Origin of the sequence: Mesorhizobium sp. B3-1-8, from assembly GCF_006439495.1 — a bacterium.
Classification (GTDB): Bacteria; Pseudomonadota; Alphaproteobacteria; order Rhizobiales; family Rhizobiaceae; genus Mesorhizobium.
This window is the reverse complement of the sequence record NZ_VFTK01000017.1, coordinates 42,025-57,687: the sequence shown is the minus strand read 5'-3', so window position 1 is coordinate 57,687 and position 15,663 is coordinate 42,025. Positions and strand designations below refer to the sequence as shown.

Here is a 15,663-nt window from a genome sequence, read left to right as displayed (position 1 = left end):
AAATCTGCTCTCCTACGCGGTCAAAGTCTTGGGAGGATGCGATCTAGGCGCGGTAACTCGCTGCCGCCGGACACCGGAAACAGATCGGACGCGTTTAAATTGCAAGGCCTTGTGCCTTGCATTTTTTTTGTGCAATCACCTGCTTAGCACAACCATCTGCCAAACAGCATCAGGCGTGATTAGCCGTTGAATCGGAAGCCGGCTTCCGACCTCAACCTTGGCGCGCGTATGCTGCTCAATACTTGCGGAAACTGCGTTGTCGCCTTCAGTGACTGACGTCCGGCGTGAAGTCCGGCATGATCCGCATGACGTCGTCGAAGCTGTACCCCAGGCCCATCGTCAAGCCGTAGAGAATGCCCATCACGACCACCGTCACGATCGTCGCGCGGACGAAGGCGCGCAGCATATGCGGGCCCCGCGGCGCGCTGGAAACGGTGCCAAGCGTGACATCCTGGTCGTCGTCCTGGGTGCGCAAGCTGAACGGAAGAACAACAAACAGCACCATCCACCAGATGACGAAGAACAGCGCGGCGAACAGTATCCAGTTCATATCTGCTCCAGTTCGACCAGCGTGCCGAAGAAATCCTTGGGATGCAGGAACAGCACCGGCTTGCCATGCGCGCCGATCTTCGGATTGCCGTCGCCCAGCACGCGCGCGCCGCTTTGCTTCAAATGATCGCGAGCGGCCAGGATGTCGTCGACCTCATAGCAGACGTGATGCATGCCGCCGGATGGATTCTTCTCGAGGAACGCGGCGATGGGTGAAGTCTCGCCCAGCGGCTCCAGCAACTCGATCTTGGTGTTGCCGACATCGACGAACACGACGCTCACGCCATGCTCGGGCAGCGCCTGCGGCGCGCTCAACCGCGCGCCCAGCGTATCGCGATAGGCGGCCATTGCCGCGGCCAGATCCGGCACGGCAAGCGCGACATGGTTCAGGCGTCCAAGCATTGGCGGTTTCCTTAGGCAGTAGGCAGTAGGCAGTAGGCAGTAGAGAAGAAGCAAATTTGGCGAGCTAAAAAGCAATCGCTTTCCTATTGCCTACTGCCTACTCCTTCATCTCGTCACAAACACAGTCACCAGCGGCTTCTTGCCCCAGGCTTCGTTGGCGGCGCCGCGCACGGCACGGCGCACCGCTTCCTGCACCAGGTCGAGGTCTTTTCGGCGCTGGCGCGGAATGGAGTCCACCGCGCCGATTGCCGCATCGAGCATCAGGTCCTCCAGCGTCTCGCCGCTGGCATCGGCCTCGGCGACGCCGATCGCCACCAGGTCGGGGTCGCCGGCAAGCTCATATTTGTCGTCGAGCACGACGTTGACGGCGACATGGCCGGCGAAGGAAAGCTTGCGGCGGTCGCGTATGCCCATCGCCTGGTCGGTGCCGATCAGCGAGCCATCCTTGTAGAGCCGCCCGAACGGCACCTGGTCGATGATCGTCGCCGGGCCGGGCCAGAGTCTGAGCATGTCGCCGTCGCGCACTTGCGCCACCTGGCCGATGCCCGACATCGACATCAGCGAGCCCTGCGCCACCAGATGCGCCGCCTCGCCATGCACGGGAACGCCGATCTGCGGCCGGACCCATTCATACATCTTGCGCAACTCGCTGCGGCGCGGATGGCCGGAGACATGCACCAGCGCATCGCCGTCCTCGATGATCTTCATGCCGAGATCGATCAGCCGGTTCTTGATTTCGAGGATCGCCTTCTCGTTGCCGGGAATGGTGCGCGAGGAAAACACGACGGTATCGCCGGCCGTCAGCGCCACCGACTTCATCTCGTCGCGTGAAAGCTTGGCAAGCGCGGCCAGCGGCTCGCCCTGGCTGCCGGTGCAGATGATCACCAGGTTCTCGCGCGGGATATAGCCGTAGTCTTCCTCGGCGATGAACTCCGGCAGGCCATCCATGTAGCCGAGCTCGCCCGCCACATCGATGACGCGCTTCAGCGAGCGGCCGAGCACCAGGCACTGCCGGCCGGCATCGCGTGCCGCCTTGGCGATCGAGACGATGCGCCCGACATTGGAGGAGAAGGTGGTGACGGCAACGCGCCCCTTGGCTTTCTCGATGACGCCCTTGAGACCTTCGCCGACCGCGACTTCCGAGGGCGACTCCCCTTCCCTCAACGCGTTGGTGGAATCGCAGATCAGCGCCAGCACGCCCCTGTCGCCATAGGCGCGGAAACGCGCCTCGTCGGTCTTCGGGCCGATCGTCGGCGCCGGGTCGATCTTCCAGTCGCCGGTGTGGATGACGGTGCCGGCGGGCGTGGTGATCGCCAGCGACATCGGCTCGGGGATCGAATGCGCCACTGGAATGGCCTCGATCTCGAAAGGTCCGATGGTGAATGTCTCGCCGGCCCGGTAGATCGACGCCGGAATCTTCGGGGCATTCTGCTCGCCCTGCCGCTTGGCCTCGAGCAGGCCGGCGGTGAATGGCGTTATCCAGACCGGGACTTTAAGCTTCGGCCAGATATCGAGCAGCGCGCCGTAGTGGTCCTCATGCGCATGCGTGATGACGATGCCGCGCAAACCATCGAGATTCTCCTCGATGAAGCGCGTATCGGGCAGGATGAGATCGACGCCGGGATGTGCCGAGTCCGGAAAGGTGACGCCGACATCGACAATGATCCATTCGCGCGCGTCGGCAGGCCCATAGCCGTAAAGGGCGAAGTTCATGCCGATCTCGCCAACGCCGCCCAGCGGCGCGAAAACGAGCTCGGCGTTTTCTCTATTCGCCATGAATTCTTTCCTTCCTGGCCGCCTTGGCCAAGCCGTTGGCGCAATTCCGGGAAAAGCGTGTCACGGTTTTCCGTCCGGAATTGCGCAAAAACAAAATTATACCCGGGCCGAGGCGACAGCGCCGAAATGCACGTCGCCGGCCGCGATCGTCAAAACCGATCCCTCATCGTCGCGGATCACAAAACGGCAGTCCTCGTCAATGGTCTCGAAGAGGCCGCGCACCACATTGCCGTCAATTCTGACAGCAACCTCGCCGCCGAGGCCCGCTGCGCGGCCAAGCCAGCGCTTTCTGATGGCATCGAGCCCGCGCCCGTCATCCCACAGCCGGGCATTCTCGCTCCAGGCATCCGAAAGCGCCAGGAACAGGGTTTCGGCGTCGCACTCCGCACCCAATGCCTGCAGCGACGTCGCCGGATAAGGCAAATCTTCCGGGTAGGCCACGACATTGACGCCGATGCCGACCGCAACCGCGAAGCGGCCGCCTTCCAGCATCGTCGATTCCAGCAATATGCCGGCAAGCTTGGCACCCGAGGCCAGCACGTCGTTCGGCCATTTCAGCTCGAAGCGGTTGCGGCCCTGGCTCGCGCCGTCGACGGCGACGGCGATCCGGCCTTTCGGCACGACGGCGTCGAGCGCGTCGGCCAGCGCCAGCCCCGCGACGAAGCCGAGCGTCGCAGCAAGCCGCAGCTCGCCGCCCGGAACCAGGAGCAGCGTCGCCGCAAGATTGCCTTCGGGCGTGGCCCAGACACGGCCACGGCGTCCGCGGCCGCTTTCCTGCTTCTTCGAAACGACCCAGAGCTTGCCGGGATCGCCGGCGCGCGCGTGTTCCAGCGCCAGCGCGTTGGTCGAGCCGACGCTGTCATGCGCCTCGAGCCGGAACCCCTCCGACGCCGCGGTTGGAGCCAGTCGAAATGCCATACCGTCAGAAGAAGGTCTTGGCGGCGGCTTCGGCATAATTGCCGATCGGCCCGCCGATCAGCACATAGAACAGCACGAAGGCGCCGCTGACGCCGAGCACCAGGCGCAGCTCGCTGGCCATCGGCACAAAGCCGCCGACCGGCTCGTCGAACCACATGATCTTGATGATGCGCAGATAGTAGTAGGCGCCCACCACCGAGGCCAGCACGCCGATGATCGCCAGCGCGTAGAGATGCGCGTTGATGGCGGCCAGGAACACGTACCACTTCCCCCAGAAACCCGCGAGCGGCGGAATGCCGGCCAGCGAGAACATCAGGATGGTGAGGATGGTGGCCATGATCGGGTTGGTCGAGGACAGGCCGGCGAGATCGCTGATCTGCTCGACATTGCCCTCCTTGCGCCGCATGGCGAGGATGAAGGCGAAGGTGCCGAGCGTCATCACCAAATAGATCAGCATGTAGATGGCGACGCCGCGCACGCCGGCCTGGCTGTTGGCGGCAAGGCCGACCAGCGCATAGCCCATATGGCCGATCGAAGAATAGGCCATCAGGCGCTTGATGTTGGTCTGGCCGATGGCCGCGAAGGCGCCGAGCGCCATCGAGGCGATCGAGATGAAGACGACGATCTGCTGCCAGTCCGAAGCGATCGGCTTGAAGGCGCCCATGGTGACGCGCACGATCAGCGCCATCGCCGCCATTTTCGGCGCGGCGGCCAGGAAGGCGGTGATCGGCGTCGGCGCGCCTTCGTAGACGTCAGGCGTCCACATATGGAACGGCACGGCCGAGATCTTGAAGGCAAGGCCGGCGAGCACGAACACCAGGCCGAAGACGAGGCCAAGCTGGCGCTCGCCGCTGGAGAGCGCCGTCGCGATCTCCTGGAAGCCAGTGTTGCCGGTGTAGCCGTAGACGAGGCTGATGCCGTAGAGCAGCATGCCCGACGACAGCGCACCGAGGACGAAATACTTCAGGCCCGCCTCGGTCGAACGCAGATTGTCGCGGTTGATCGCCGCGAGCACATAGATCGCCAGCGACTGCAGCTCGAGCCCGAGATAGAGCCCAATCATGCCGTTGGCCGAGATCATCAGCATCATGCCGAGCGTGCAGAGCAGGATAAGAACCGGGAATTCGAACTTGTCGAAATGCTCCTGGCGCGCGAAGCGCATCGACATGACCAGCGTCACCGCCGAGCCGATCAGCGCCAGCATCTTCATGAAGGCGCTGAAGGAATCCTGCACGAAGGCGCCGCCATAGGCGGCTCCCCGTCCGCCGGAGAAAGCGAGCCACAGGCCGGCCACCACCAGCACGAGCACGGCCAGGCCGGTCACGGTCGTGGTGTTGTTGGAGCGCGAATAGGCTCCGATCATCAGGAGCACCAGCGCGCCGACGGCCAGGATCAGTTCCGGCGTCGAGAGCGAAAGGCTGGAGAGAAGGTCCGGCGTCATGGTCTATTCCCCAGTCAGTTCGCCGCCGCGGTCTGCGCGGAATTGATGGATGCGGTGACGTTGGTGACGAGCGTCTTGACCGAAGCGGCCGTCGCGTCGAACACCGGCGCCGGGTAGACGCCGAAGAAGATCACCAGCACCACCAGCGGATAGACGATCGCCTTCTCACGCGGCGACAGATCGAGCAGGTTCTTCAGGCTGTCCTTGGTCAGCGCGCCGAAGATCACCCGGCGATAGAGCCACAGCGCATAGGCCGCCGACAGGATGACGCCGGTGGCGGCGAAGAACGCCACCCAGGTGTTGACCTTGAACACGCCGAGCATGGTCAGGAATTCGCCGATGAAGCCGCTGGTGCCCGGCAGGCCGACATTGGCCATGGTGAAGATCATGAACACGGTCGCGTATTTCGGCATGTTGTTGACGAGGCCGCCATAGGCGTCGATCTCGCGCGTATGCATGCGGTCGTAGATGACGCCGACGCACAGGAACAGCGCGCCTGAGACGAGGCCGTGGCTGAGCATCTGGAAGATCGCGCCCTGCACGCCTTCCTGGTTCATCGCGAAGATGCCCATGGTGACGAAGCCCATGTGGGCTACCGACGAATAGGCGATCAGCTTCTTCATGTCCTCCTGCATCAGCGCCACCAGCGAGGTGTAGATGATGGCAACGACCGAGAGCGTGAACACCAGCGGCGCGAACATCGCCGATGCCTCCGGGAACATCGGCAGCGAGAAGCGCAGGAAGCCGTATCCTCCCATCTTCAGGAGGATGCCGGCCAGGATGACCGAACCGGCGGTCGGCGCCTCGACGTGGGCGTCGGGCAGCCAGGTGTGCACCGGCCACATCGGCATCTTCACCGCGAAGGAGGCGAAGAAGGCGAGCCACAGCCAGGTCTGCATGCTGGCCGGGAAATTATGCGTCAAAAGCGTCGGGATATCGGTGGTGCCCGACTGGAAGAACATCGCCATGATGGCGAGCAGCATCAGCACCGAGCCGGCGAGCGTATAGAGGAAGAACTTGAACGAGGCATAGACACGGCGCTTGCCGCCCCAGACGCCGATGATGATGAACATCGGGATCAGGCCGGCCTCGAAGAAGACGTAGAACAAGACGATGTCGAGCGCGCAGAACACGCCGATCATCAGCGTCTCGAGGATCAGGAAGGCGATCATATAGGCCTTGACCCGCTTCTCGATCGCTTCCCAGGAGGCCAGGATGCAGAACGGCATCAGGAAGGTGGTCAGAATGACGAACAGCATCGAAATGCCGTCGACGCCCATGTGGTAGGAGATGCCCGAATCCAGCCAGGCGTGCTTCTCGACGAACTGGAAGCCGGCCTGCGAATTGTCGAAGCCCGTCCAGATGAACAGCGAGATGACGAAGGTGAACGCCGTCGTGATGAAGGCGATGGCGCGGATGTTGCGGCGCGCGTTCTCATTGTCATCGTCGATGAACAGGATGAGCAGAACACCAACCAGCGGCAGGAAGGTGACCAGCGAGAGGATTGGCCAGTCGGTCATCAAAGCATCATCCAGGTGACGAGAGCGGCCACGCCGATCAGCATGGCGAAGGCGTAGTGATAGAGGTAGCCGGTCTGCAGCTTGACGACCCGGTTGGTGACGTCGACGACACGCGCCGAGATGCCGTCCGGGCCGAGACCGTCGATGATCGTGCCGTCACCGGTCTTCCACAGGAAGCGGCCGAGGCGCTTGGCCGGCTGCACGAACAGGAAGTCGTAGAGCTCGTCGAAATACCACTTGTTGAGCAGGAAGCCGTAAAGGCCGCGATGGTTAGCCGCCAGTTCCTTCGGCGCCTCCGGCTTGCGGATATAGAACTGCCAGGCGACCAGCAGGCCGATCACCATGGCGACGAACGGCGCCAATTCCACCCACAACGGCAATTCGTGGATCTCGTGCAGGATGTGGTTGTCCGGCAGCGTGAACAACGACACCTTCCAGAACTCGCCATAGCCTTCGCCGATGAAAGCGCCGTGGAAGATGATACCCGCGAACAGCGCGCCGGCGGCCAGCACATAGAGCGGCACCAGCATCACAGGCGGCGATTCATGGACATGTTGCATGACCTCGTGGCTGGCGCGCGGCTCGCCGTGGAAGGTCATGAAGATCAAGCGCCAGGAGTAGAAGCTGGTGAAGCAGGCGGCGACCACCAGCAGGATAAAGGCGAAGCCGGCGACCGCATTGTGGCTGGCGAAGGAGGTTTCGATGATGGCGTCCTTGGAGAAGAAGCCGGCGGTGCCGATCACCGTCGCCGGAATGCCGACGCCCGTCAGCGCCAGCGTGCCGATGACCATCATCCAGTAAGTCTTCGGGATCAGATTGCGAAGGCCGCCCATCTTGCGCATGTCCTGCTCGTCGGAGACAGCGTGGATGACCGAGCCGGAGCCGAGGAACAGCAGCGCCTTGAAGAACGCATGCGTGAACAGGTGGAAGATCGCCGCGCCATAAGCGCCGACGCCGAGCGCCACAAACATATAGCCGAGCTGCGAGCAGGTCGAATAGGCTATGACGCGCTTGATGTCGTTCTGGACCAGGCCGACCGTCGCCGCGAAGAAGGCGGTGAAGGCACCGATGAAGGTGACGACGGTCAGCGCCGTATGCGACAGCTCGAACAGCGGCGAGAGCCTTGCCAGCATGAACACGCCGGCGGTCACCATGGTCGCCGCGTGGATGAGCGCGGAGACCGGCGTCGGGCCTTCCATGGCGTCCGGCAGCCAGGTGTGCAGCGGTACCTGCGCCGACTTGCCCATGGCGCCCATGAAGAGCAACAGGCAGACCACGGTCAGCGCCGTCTGCTTGTCGAGCGCGTGGCCGAGGAAAGTGAGCACGGCAGCGCCCGCCGGCGCGCCTTCTGCGGGCAGGAAGGAGGCCGCGTTGGCGAAGATGGTGCCGAGATTGACCGAGCCGAACAGCACGAAGACGCCGAAGATGCCAAGCGCGAAGCCGAAGTCGCCGACGCGGTTGACGACGAAAGCCTTGATCGCCGCCGCATTGGCCGACGGCTTCTTGTACCAGAAGCCGATCAAGAGATAGGAGGCGAGACCGACGCCCTCCCAGCCGAAGAACATCTGGATGAGGTTGTCGGCCGTCACCAGCATCAGCATCGCGAAGGTGAACAGCGACAGATAGGCAAAGAAGCGCGGACGGTTCGGATCGTGGTGCATGTAGCCGATCGAATAGATGTGAACCAGCGCCGACACCGTGTTGACGACGACCAGCATCACCACCGTCAGCGTATCGATCCTGAGCGCCCAGGAAGCGTCGATGCCGCCCGACTGGATCCAGCGCAGCACCGGCACGGTGAACACCTCGCCATGGCCGAAGCCGACGCTGAAGAAGGCGATCCACGACAGCACAGCCGCGATCACCAGGAAGCCGGAGGTGATGTATTCGGAAGCCTTGGCGCCGAGCGAATTGCCGAACAGGCCGACAATCAGGAAGCCAAGCAGCGGAAGGAAGACGATAGCCTGATACATGGTGGTTCCCGTCAACCCTTCATCGCGCTCACGTCTTCGACCGCGATCGAGCCGCGGTTGCGGAAGAAGACGACAAGAATGGCAAGACCGATCGCGGCCTCGGCCGCCGCGACCGTCAGCACGAACAGGGCAAAGACCTGTCCGACGAGGTCATGCAGCGCCGCCGAGAAAGCGACGAAGTTGATGTTGACCGCAAGCAGGATGAGCTCGATCGACATCAGGATGACGATGATGTTGCGGCGGTTCAGGAAGATGCCGAACACTCCGAGCGTGAACAGGATCGCCGATACGGTCAGATAATGTGCAATGCCGACGACCATCTCAGATGCCCTCGCCCGATTTGACCTTGCGGATTTCCATGCCCGTCGCCGGCGTGCGGCCGACCTGCGCAGCGATCGACTGCCGCTTGACGCCTTCCTTGTGGCGCAGCGTCAAGACGATGGCACCGATCATGGCGACCAGCAGCACCAGGCCGGAAATCTGGAAATAATAGAGGTAGTCCGTATAGAGGATATCGCCGAGCGCCGCAGTGTTGGAGCGCGTGGCGAGATCCGGCGTTGCCTTGGCGACGGTCGAGGCAAGCTGTGGCGCGAATGTGTAGCCGCCGAGCACGATGATCAGTTCCGCCGCCAGGATCAGCCCGACCAGCGCGCCGATCGGCGCGTATTGCAGCGCGCCCTGCTTCATCTCGGCGAAGTCGACGTCGAGCATCATGACGACGAACAGGAACAGCACCATCACCGCGCCGACATAGACGACGAGCAGGATCATCGCCAGGAACTCGGCGCCGGTCAGCATGAACAGGCCGGCGGCGTTGAAGAAGGTGAGGATCAGGAACAGCACGGAATGCACGGGGTTGCGCGACGAAATGACCATGAAGGCCGACGCCACGGCGATAAAGGCGAAGAGGTAGAAAAAGGCCGCCTCTAGTCCACTCAGCATGGGTTCCCCCGGGTTCCTGTCGGATTGGACATTCGCCCTCTCCGTTGTCTCTGGCTTGGTTCCGCATCCGGTACCGAAGCCGCGTGTTCCTTAGACGAGGCCCCTCGCCCCGTCCATGCGTCAAATGTCAGCGATAAGGCGAGTCGAGCGCGATGTTGCGCGCCAGCTCCCGCTCCCAGCGATCGCCGTTCGCGAGCAGCTTTTCCTTGTTGTAGTAAAGCTCCTCGCGCGTCTCGGTCGCGAATTCGAAATTCGGCCCCTCGACGATGGCATCGACCGGGCAGGCTTCCTGGCAGAAGCCGCAATAGATGCACTTCACCATGTCGATGTCGTAGCGCACGGTGCGGCGCGTGCCGTCATTGCGGCGCGGCCCGGCTTCGATGGTGATGGCCTGCGCCGGGCAGATCGCTTCGCAGAGCTTGCAGGCGATGCAGCGTTCCTCGCCGTTCGGGTAACGGCGCAGCGCATGCTCGCCACGGAAGCGCGGGCTGGTCGGCCCCTTCTCATGCGGATAGTTGATCGTCTCCTTCGGCGCGAAGAACTGGCGCATCGAAAGGAAGAAGGCGCTGACGAAATCCTTCAGCAGCAGCGACTTTGCGGCCTGGGCCAGAGCACTCATTCAGCACCCCCAAATAATTGAATTGCGGCGACAGCGCCAACAAACCCGAACAGGATCGGCATCATAAAGCGATACGCAACTCGCGTGAGCGACGCCACTTTCCGCATGTCCCAACCAAATACGGGAACTTGATAATTTGCGGAGATCCTCTGTCCCTGCTGTCGCAACACGTAAGGCAGCACAACAACATTGCCGAGAAAGGCAACAAGTAAGCCAGCAACAGCTCCCACAAAACCTGCGGAGATATCGCCCATCACGCAAACCCCGTGATCTTGAGGAAGGCCGCAGTGGCCACGACCATGAACAGCGAGATCGGCAGGAAGACTTTCCAGCCCAGCCGCATCAGCTGGTCGTAGCGGTAGCGCGGCACAAAAGCCTTCACCATCGAGAACATGAAGAACATCAGGCAGATCTTCAGCACGAACCAGATAACGCCCGGCACCCAGGTGAAGGGCGCGAAGTTCAACGGTGGCAGCCAGCCGCCGAGGAACAGGATGGTCGCCAGCGCGCACATCAGGACGACGGCGACATACTCGCCGAGGAAGAAGAGCAGGAACGGCGTCGACGAATATTCGACCATATGGCCGGCGACGAGTTCCGATTCCGCCTCCACCAGATCGAAAGGCGGGCGGTTGGTCTCGGCCAGCGCCGAGATGAAGAACACCACGAACATCGGCAGCAGCGACAGCCAGTGCCAGTCGAGGAAGGTGTTGGGCAGGCCGAGCTTGGTGCCGAGACCGTCCTGCTGCGACATGACGATGTCGGAGAGGTTGAGCGAGCCGACACAGAGCAGCACGGTGACGATGACGAAGCCGATCGAGACTTCGTAGGACACCATCTGCGCGGCCGAGCGCAGCGCGCCGAGGAACGGGTATTTCGAGTTGGACGCCCAGCCGCCCATGATCACGCCATAGACCTCGAGCGAGGAGATGGCGAAGACATAGAGAATGCCGACATTGATGTTGGCGATCGCCCATCCCTCGTTGACCGGAATGACCGCCCAGGCCGAGATCGCCAGCACCGCCGACACCAGCGGCGCCAGGAGGAACACGCCCTTGTTGGCGCCCGACGGGATCACCGGCTCCTTGAAGACGAATTTCAGCAGGTCGGCAAAGGCCTGCAGCGTTCCCCACGGACCGACGACGTTCGGCCCACGACGCAATTGCACCGCCGCCCAGATCTTGCGGTCGGCATAGAGCAGGTAAGCGACGCCGATCAGAAGCACGACGATCAGCACGACCGACTTCAGAAGGATCAGCAGCGCCGGCAGCACATAGATTGAGAGGAAGGTGTCCATGCTTATTCCGCCGCCTGCTTGAAGCCGCTCTTGGCCAGCGCCGAGCATTCGGCCATCACGGCCGACGCCCGCGCGATCGGGTTGGTCAGATAAAAGTCCTTCACCGGCGAGGTGAAGGTTCCCTTGTTCAGCCGGCCGCCGAGCTTCGCCGCCTTGGCGACGTCATTGGCACTGCCCGGCTGCACCTGATCGATGCGGGCGAGATGCGGGAACTCGCCATAGAGCTTGGCGCGCAGCTGCGCCAGCGAATCGAAGGGCAGCTTCTTGCCGAGCACGTCTGAGAGCGCCCGCAGGATCGCCCAGTCCTCGCGCGCCTCGCCAGGGGCGAAGCCGGCGCGATTGGTCTGCTGCACGCGGCCTTCCGTGTTGACATAGGTGCCGGACTTCTCGGTGTAGGCGGCGGCCGGCAGGATGACATTGGCGCGGTGCGCGCCGGCATCGCCATGCGTGCCGATATAGACGACGAAGGCGCCGCCGGTCCTGGCCATGTCGATCTCGTCGGCGCCGAGCAGGAACAGCACATCGGTATCGCCCAGCATGCTGGCGACATCCTTGCCGCCCTCGCCCGGCACGAAGCCGACATCGAGGCCGCCGACTCTGGCCGCGGCGTTGTGCAGCACCGCAAAGCCGTTCCAGTCGGCGGTGACCGCGTTGACAGCGGCCGCGAGCTTTGCCGCCTGGCCGAGCACCGCGGCGCCGTCCGTGCGCGCCAGCGCGCCCTGGCCGACGATGATCAGCGGATGCGTGGCCTTGCTCAGCGCCTCGAAGAACTTGCCGTTGCCGTCGGCAAGGCCCTTCAGGGATTCGGGGCCGGCGCCGATGAGGTCGTAGTCGTAGCGGGTGTCGCCGATCTCGCCGATCACGCCGACCGGCAGGTTGCCGACGCGCCAGCGCTTGCGGATGCGGGCATTGAGCACCGAGGCCTCGAAGCGCGGATTGGCGCCGATGATCAGCACCGCGTCGGCCTGCTCGATGCCTTCTATGGTCGGATTGAAGATGTAGCTGGCGCGGCCGAGCGACGGATCGAGCGCGGCACCATCCTGGCGGCAGTCGATGTTCTTCGAGCCGAGCGCCGCCATCAAAAGCTTGAGCGCGTAGATTTCCTCGACCGCCGCGAGGTCGCCGGCGATCGCACCGACCCGCTCGGGCGCCGCCTTGCCCACTTCGTCCTTGATGGCGGCGAAGGCTTCCGCCCAGCTTGCCGGCGCCAGCTTGCCGTTCTTGCGCACATAGGGGCGGTCGAGGCGCTGCGTGCGCAGGCCGTCCCAGATGAAGCGGGTCTTGTCGGAAATCCACTCCTCGTTCACCGCCTCGTTGACGCGCGGCAGGATGCGCATCACCTCGCGCCCTCTGGAGTCGACGCGGATCGCCGAGCCGACGGCATCCATGACGTCAATCGATTCCGTCTTGGTCAGTTCCCACGGCCGCGCCTGGAACGCGAACGGCTTTGAGGTCAGCGCGCCGACCGGGCAAAGGTCGATGACATTGCCCTGCAGCTCGGAGGTCATCGCCTGTTCGAGATAGGTGGTGATCTCGGCATCCTCGCCGCGGCCGATCAGTCCGAGCTCGGAAATGCCGGCGACCTCGGTGGTGAAGCGGACGCAGCGCGTGCAATGGATGCAACGGTTCATCACCGTCTTGACCAGCGGGCCGATATACTTGTCTTCGACCGCGCGCTTGTTCTCGTGATAGCGCGAGGAATCGACGCCGAACGCCATCGCCTGGTCCTGCAGGTCGCACTCGCCGCCCTGGTCGCAGATCGGGCAATCGAGCGGATGGTTGATCAGCAGGAATTCCATCACGCCTTCGCGGGCCTTCTTGACCATCGGCGTGTTGGTGAAGATTTCCGGCGGCTCGCCATTCGGGCCGGGACGCAGGTCGCGCACGCCCATGGCGCAGGACGCCTGCGGCTTGGGCGGACCGCCCTTCACCTCGATCAGGCACATGCGGCAATTGCCGGCAATCGACAGCCGCTCGTGGAAGCAGAAGCGCGGCACTTCAGCGCCGGCGTCCTCGGCCGCCTGCAGCAGCGTGTAATGGTCGGGTACCGTGATCTCTTTCCCGTCGACCTTTAGCTTTGCCATTCGCCTCAAATCCCTGCGGATGTCCGCAATCTATCTTTCCGGGCGCGGCTTGAGCCGCGCCCGGTATTTCAATTCACTTGGCCGCGAGCGCCGCCGCTTGCGCAGTCCAGTCGTCGCGGCCGATGCGGCCGGCGAGCGACAGATAATCTTCCACCCAGGCGATCTCTTCCGACGTCCAGGCGGCGATCTGGCCATAGGTCCAGATGCCGAGACCGTTGAGCACCTTCTCCAGCTTCGGTCCGATGCCCGAAATCGCCTTCAGGTCCGAAGGCTTCGCCGGCTTGTCGACGGCCTTCGGCTGCCTGAAATCCTCGGGCATCAGCCCGGTCGCGGCCGGTTGGGCGACAATATCGGCCCCGGTCGCGTCGAGCGCCTTCTCGGTCGCGTTCGCCGCGATGTCGGTCACATCCTTGGCGAAGGTCTGCGCCTTGGCGATCAGCGTCTCGGTCGCCTTGCGCGCCTTGGACGCGTTGGCGGCCGCTTCGCTCTGCGCCTCGAGATCGTCGAGGAACGGCTGGAACATGCGCTGCGAAGCTTCCAGCGCGCCGGTGAAGGCGCCCATCCACATGCCGACGGCATGGTTGGCGAGACCGATGCTGAGAGCCGACATCGCCGCGGCACCCGCGACCGGATGCGCCAGAAGGTTGACGGCACTGGCCATCTCCTTCGGCATCATCTTGGTCAGATCCTGGTTCATCTTCTCGAGTTGGTCCAAATCAGGCATGAACGGGTAGGGTATCGAATACGGCGCCATAGAAATCTCCTGGTCGTTTCTTCGTGTGCCCGCCCCAGTTTTTCAGTCTTCGGGCCAAGCCCGTATTTCGAAGTCTTATTCCGCCGCGACCATCACCGGCTCGGCCCGGTGCGCGTTGCGCGAAAACTCGTCGATGCGGCGTTCCACCTCGCCGCGGAAATGCCGCATCAGGCCCTGGATCGGCCAGGCGGCCGCGTCGCCCAGCGCGCAGATCGTGTGACCCTCGACCTGCTTGGTGACGTCGAGCAGCATGTCGATCTCGCGCTTCTGCGCCTCGCCGCGCACCAGACGCTCCATCACCCGCCACATCCAGCCGGTGCCTTCGCGGCACGGCGTGCACTGGCCGCAGCTCTCATGCTTGTAGAAGTAGGAAAGCCTGGCGATCGCCTTCACGATATCCGTCGACTTGTCCATGACAATGACAGCCGCCGTGCCGAGGCCGGATTTGAGGTCGCGCAGCGCATCGAAATCCATCGGCGCGTCCATGATCTGCTCGGCCGGCACCAGCGGCACCGAAGCGCCGCCAGGGATGACCGCGAGCAGATTGTCCCAGCCGCCACGGATGCCACCGCAATGCTCCTCGATCAGCTCGCGGAACGGGATCGACATCGCCTCTTCGAAAGTGCACGGATTGTTGACATGGCCCGACACGCAGAACAGCTTGGTGCCGGCATTGTTCGGGCGGCCGAAGGACGAGAACCAGGCGGCGCCGCGGCGCAGGATGGTCGGCGCCACCGCGATCGACTCGACGTTGTTGACGGTGGTCGGGCAGCCATAGAGGCCGACATTGGCCGGGAATGGCGGCTTCAGCCTCGGCTGGCCCTTCTTGCCTTCCAGGCTTTCGAGCAGCGCGGTCTCCTCGCCGCAGATATAGGCGCCGGCGCCGTGATGCATGTAGACTTCGAAGTCGTAGCCGGACGTGTTGTTCTTGCCGATCAGCTTGGCCGCGTAAGCCTCGTCGATGGCGCGCTGCAGCGCCTCGCGCTCGCGGATGAACTCGCCGCGCACATAGATGTAGGCGGCGATCGCGCCCATGGCGAAGCCGGCGACCAGCGCGCCCTCGACCAGCGTGTGCGGATCGTTGCGCAGGATATCGCGGTCCTTGCAAGTGCCGGGCTCGGATTCATCGGCGTTGATGACGAGATAGCTTGGCCGGCCGTCGCTCTGCTTCGGCATGAACGACCATTTCAATCCGGTCGGGAAGCCGGCGCCGCCACGGCCGCGCAGGCCGGACGCCTTCATCTCGTTGACGATCCAGTCGCGCCCCTTGGCGATGAGGCCAGGTGTATCGTCCCAGATGCCGCGCGACTGCGCGCCGGCCAGCGACGTGTCGAAGAGGCCGTAGATATTGGTGAAGATGCGGTCTTTGTCCTGAAGCATTTTTCGTC

General features: G+C 63.4%; 15 protein-coding genes. All 15 read right to left on the bottom strand.

Annotated features, from left to right (window positions below; translation table 11 throughout):
* Window positions 1–265 precede the first annotated feature (265 nt).
* A complete protein-coding gene (locus tag FJ424_RS17225; protein WP_140646676.1) occupies window positions 266–550 on the bottom strand; it encodes a DUF1467 family protein in 285 nt (94 codons plus the stop codon).
* On the bottom strand, window positions 547–951 hold the full coding sequence (gene mce / locus FJ424_RS17220) for a methylmalonyl-CoA epimerase (protein WP_140646677.1): 405 nt from the start codon (window positions 949–951) through the stop codon (window positions 547–549). Before mce ends, FJ424_RS17225 begins: the two co-directional genes overlap by 4 nt.
* Window positions 952–1,056: 105 nt before the next feature.
* The gene (locus FJ424_RS17215) at window positions 1,057–2,727 is read right to left on the bottom strand and encodes a ribonuclease J (RefSeq protein ID WP_140653618.1); all 1,671 of its coding nucleotides are present in this window, start codon (window positions 2,725–2,727) and stop codon (window positions 1,057–1,059) included.
* A gap of 96 nt (window positions 2,728–2,823) precedes the next feature.
* On the bottom strand, window positions 2,824–3,645 hold the full coding sequence (locus FJ424_RS17210; protein ID WP_140653619.1) for a biotin--[acetyl-CoA-carboxylase] ligase: 822 nt from the start codon (window positions 3,643–3,645) through the stop codon (window positions 2,824–2,826).
* Between the two features lie 4 nt (window positions 3,646–3,649).
* Window positions 3,650–5,086, bottom strand: a complete 1,437-nt coding sequence (gene nuoN, locus FJ424_RS17205; protein WP_140653621.1) for an NADH-quinone oxidoreductase subunit NuoN — start codon at window positions 5,084–5,086, stop codon at window positions 3,650–3,652.
* Window positions 5,087–5,100: 14 nt separating this feature from the next.
* Complete coding sequence (locus FJ424_RS17200; RefSeq protein WP_140653623.1) at window positions 5,101–6,606, bottom strand: NADH-quinone oxidoreductase subunit M; 1,506 nt, start codon at window positions 6,604–6,606, stop codon at window positions 5,101–5,103.
* Window positions 6,606–8,579, bottom strand: coding sequence for an NADH-quinone oxidoreductase subunit L (gene nuoL, locus FJ424_RS17195; protein WP_140653625.1), 1,974 nt, complete (start codon window positions 8,577–8,579; stop codon window positions 6,606–6,608). Before nuoL ends, FJ424_RS17200 begins: the two co-directional genes overlap by 1 nt.
* An 11-nt stretch (window positions 8,580–8,590) precedes the next feature.
* Entirely contained in the window at window positions 8,591–8,899 is a 309-nt protein-coding gene (nuoK, locus tag FJ424_RS17190) for an NADH-quinone oxidoreductase subunit NuoK (protein ID WP_027168992.1), read from the bottom strand.
* 1 nt (window position 8,900) lies between these two features.
* Window positions 8,901–9,521 (bottom strand): NADH-quinone oxidoreductase subunit J, encoded by a 621-nt coding sequence (locus tag FJ424_RS17185; RefSeq protein WP_041007645.1) that lies wholly within the window; start codon window positions 9,519–9,521, stop codon window positions 8,901–8,903.
* 127 nt (window positions 9,522–9,648) lie between these two features.
* Window positions 9,649–10,140, bottom strand: a complete 492-nt coding sequence (gene nuoI / locus FJ424_RS17180; protein WP_042643165.1) for an NADH-quinone oxidoreductase subunit NuoI — start codon at window positions 10,138–10,140, stop codon at window positions 9,649–9,651.
* Window positions 10,137–10,394, bottom strand: coding sequence for a hypothetical protein (locus FJ424_RS17175; RefSeq protein WP_140653627.1), 258 nt, complete (start codon window positions 10,392–10,394; stop codon window positions 10,137–10,139). The genes nuoI and FJ424_RS17175 overlap by 4 nt, the downstream gene beginning before the upstream one ends.
* Entirely contained in the window at window positions 10,394–11,437 is a 1,044-nt protein-coding gene (nuoH, locus tag FJ424_RS17170) for an NADH-quinone oxidoreductase subunit NuoH (protein WP_140653628.1), read from the bottom strand. Before nuoH ends, FJ424_RS17175 begins: the two co-directional genes overlap by 1 nt.
* Window positions 11,438–11,439: 2 nt before the next feature.
* Complete coding sequence (gene nuoG / locus FJ424_RS17165; RefSeq protein ID WP_140653630.1) at window positions 11,440–13,521, bottom strand: NADH-quinone oxidoreductase subunit NuoG; 2,082 nt, start codon at window positions 13,519–13,521, stop codon at window positions 11,440–11,442.
* 73 nt (window positions 13,522–13,594) lie between these two features.
* Window positions 13,595–14,275, bottom strand: a complete 681-nt coding sequence (locus FJ424_RS17160; RefSeq protein ID WP_140653632.1) for an NADH-ubiquinone dehydrogenase — start codon at window positions 14,273–14,275, stop codon at window positions 13,595–13,597.
* A 75-nt stretch (window positions 14,276–14,350) separates the two neighbouring features.
* On the bottom strand, window positions 14,351–15,655 hold the full coding sequence (gene nuoF / locus FJ424_RS17155; RefSeq protein ID WP_140653634.1) for an NADH-quinone oxidoreductase subunit NuoF: 1,305 nt from the start codon (window positions 15,653–15,655) through the stop codon (window positions 14,351–14,353).
* Window positions 15,656–15,663: the final 8 nt, after the last annotated feature.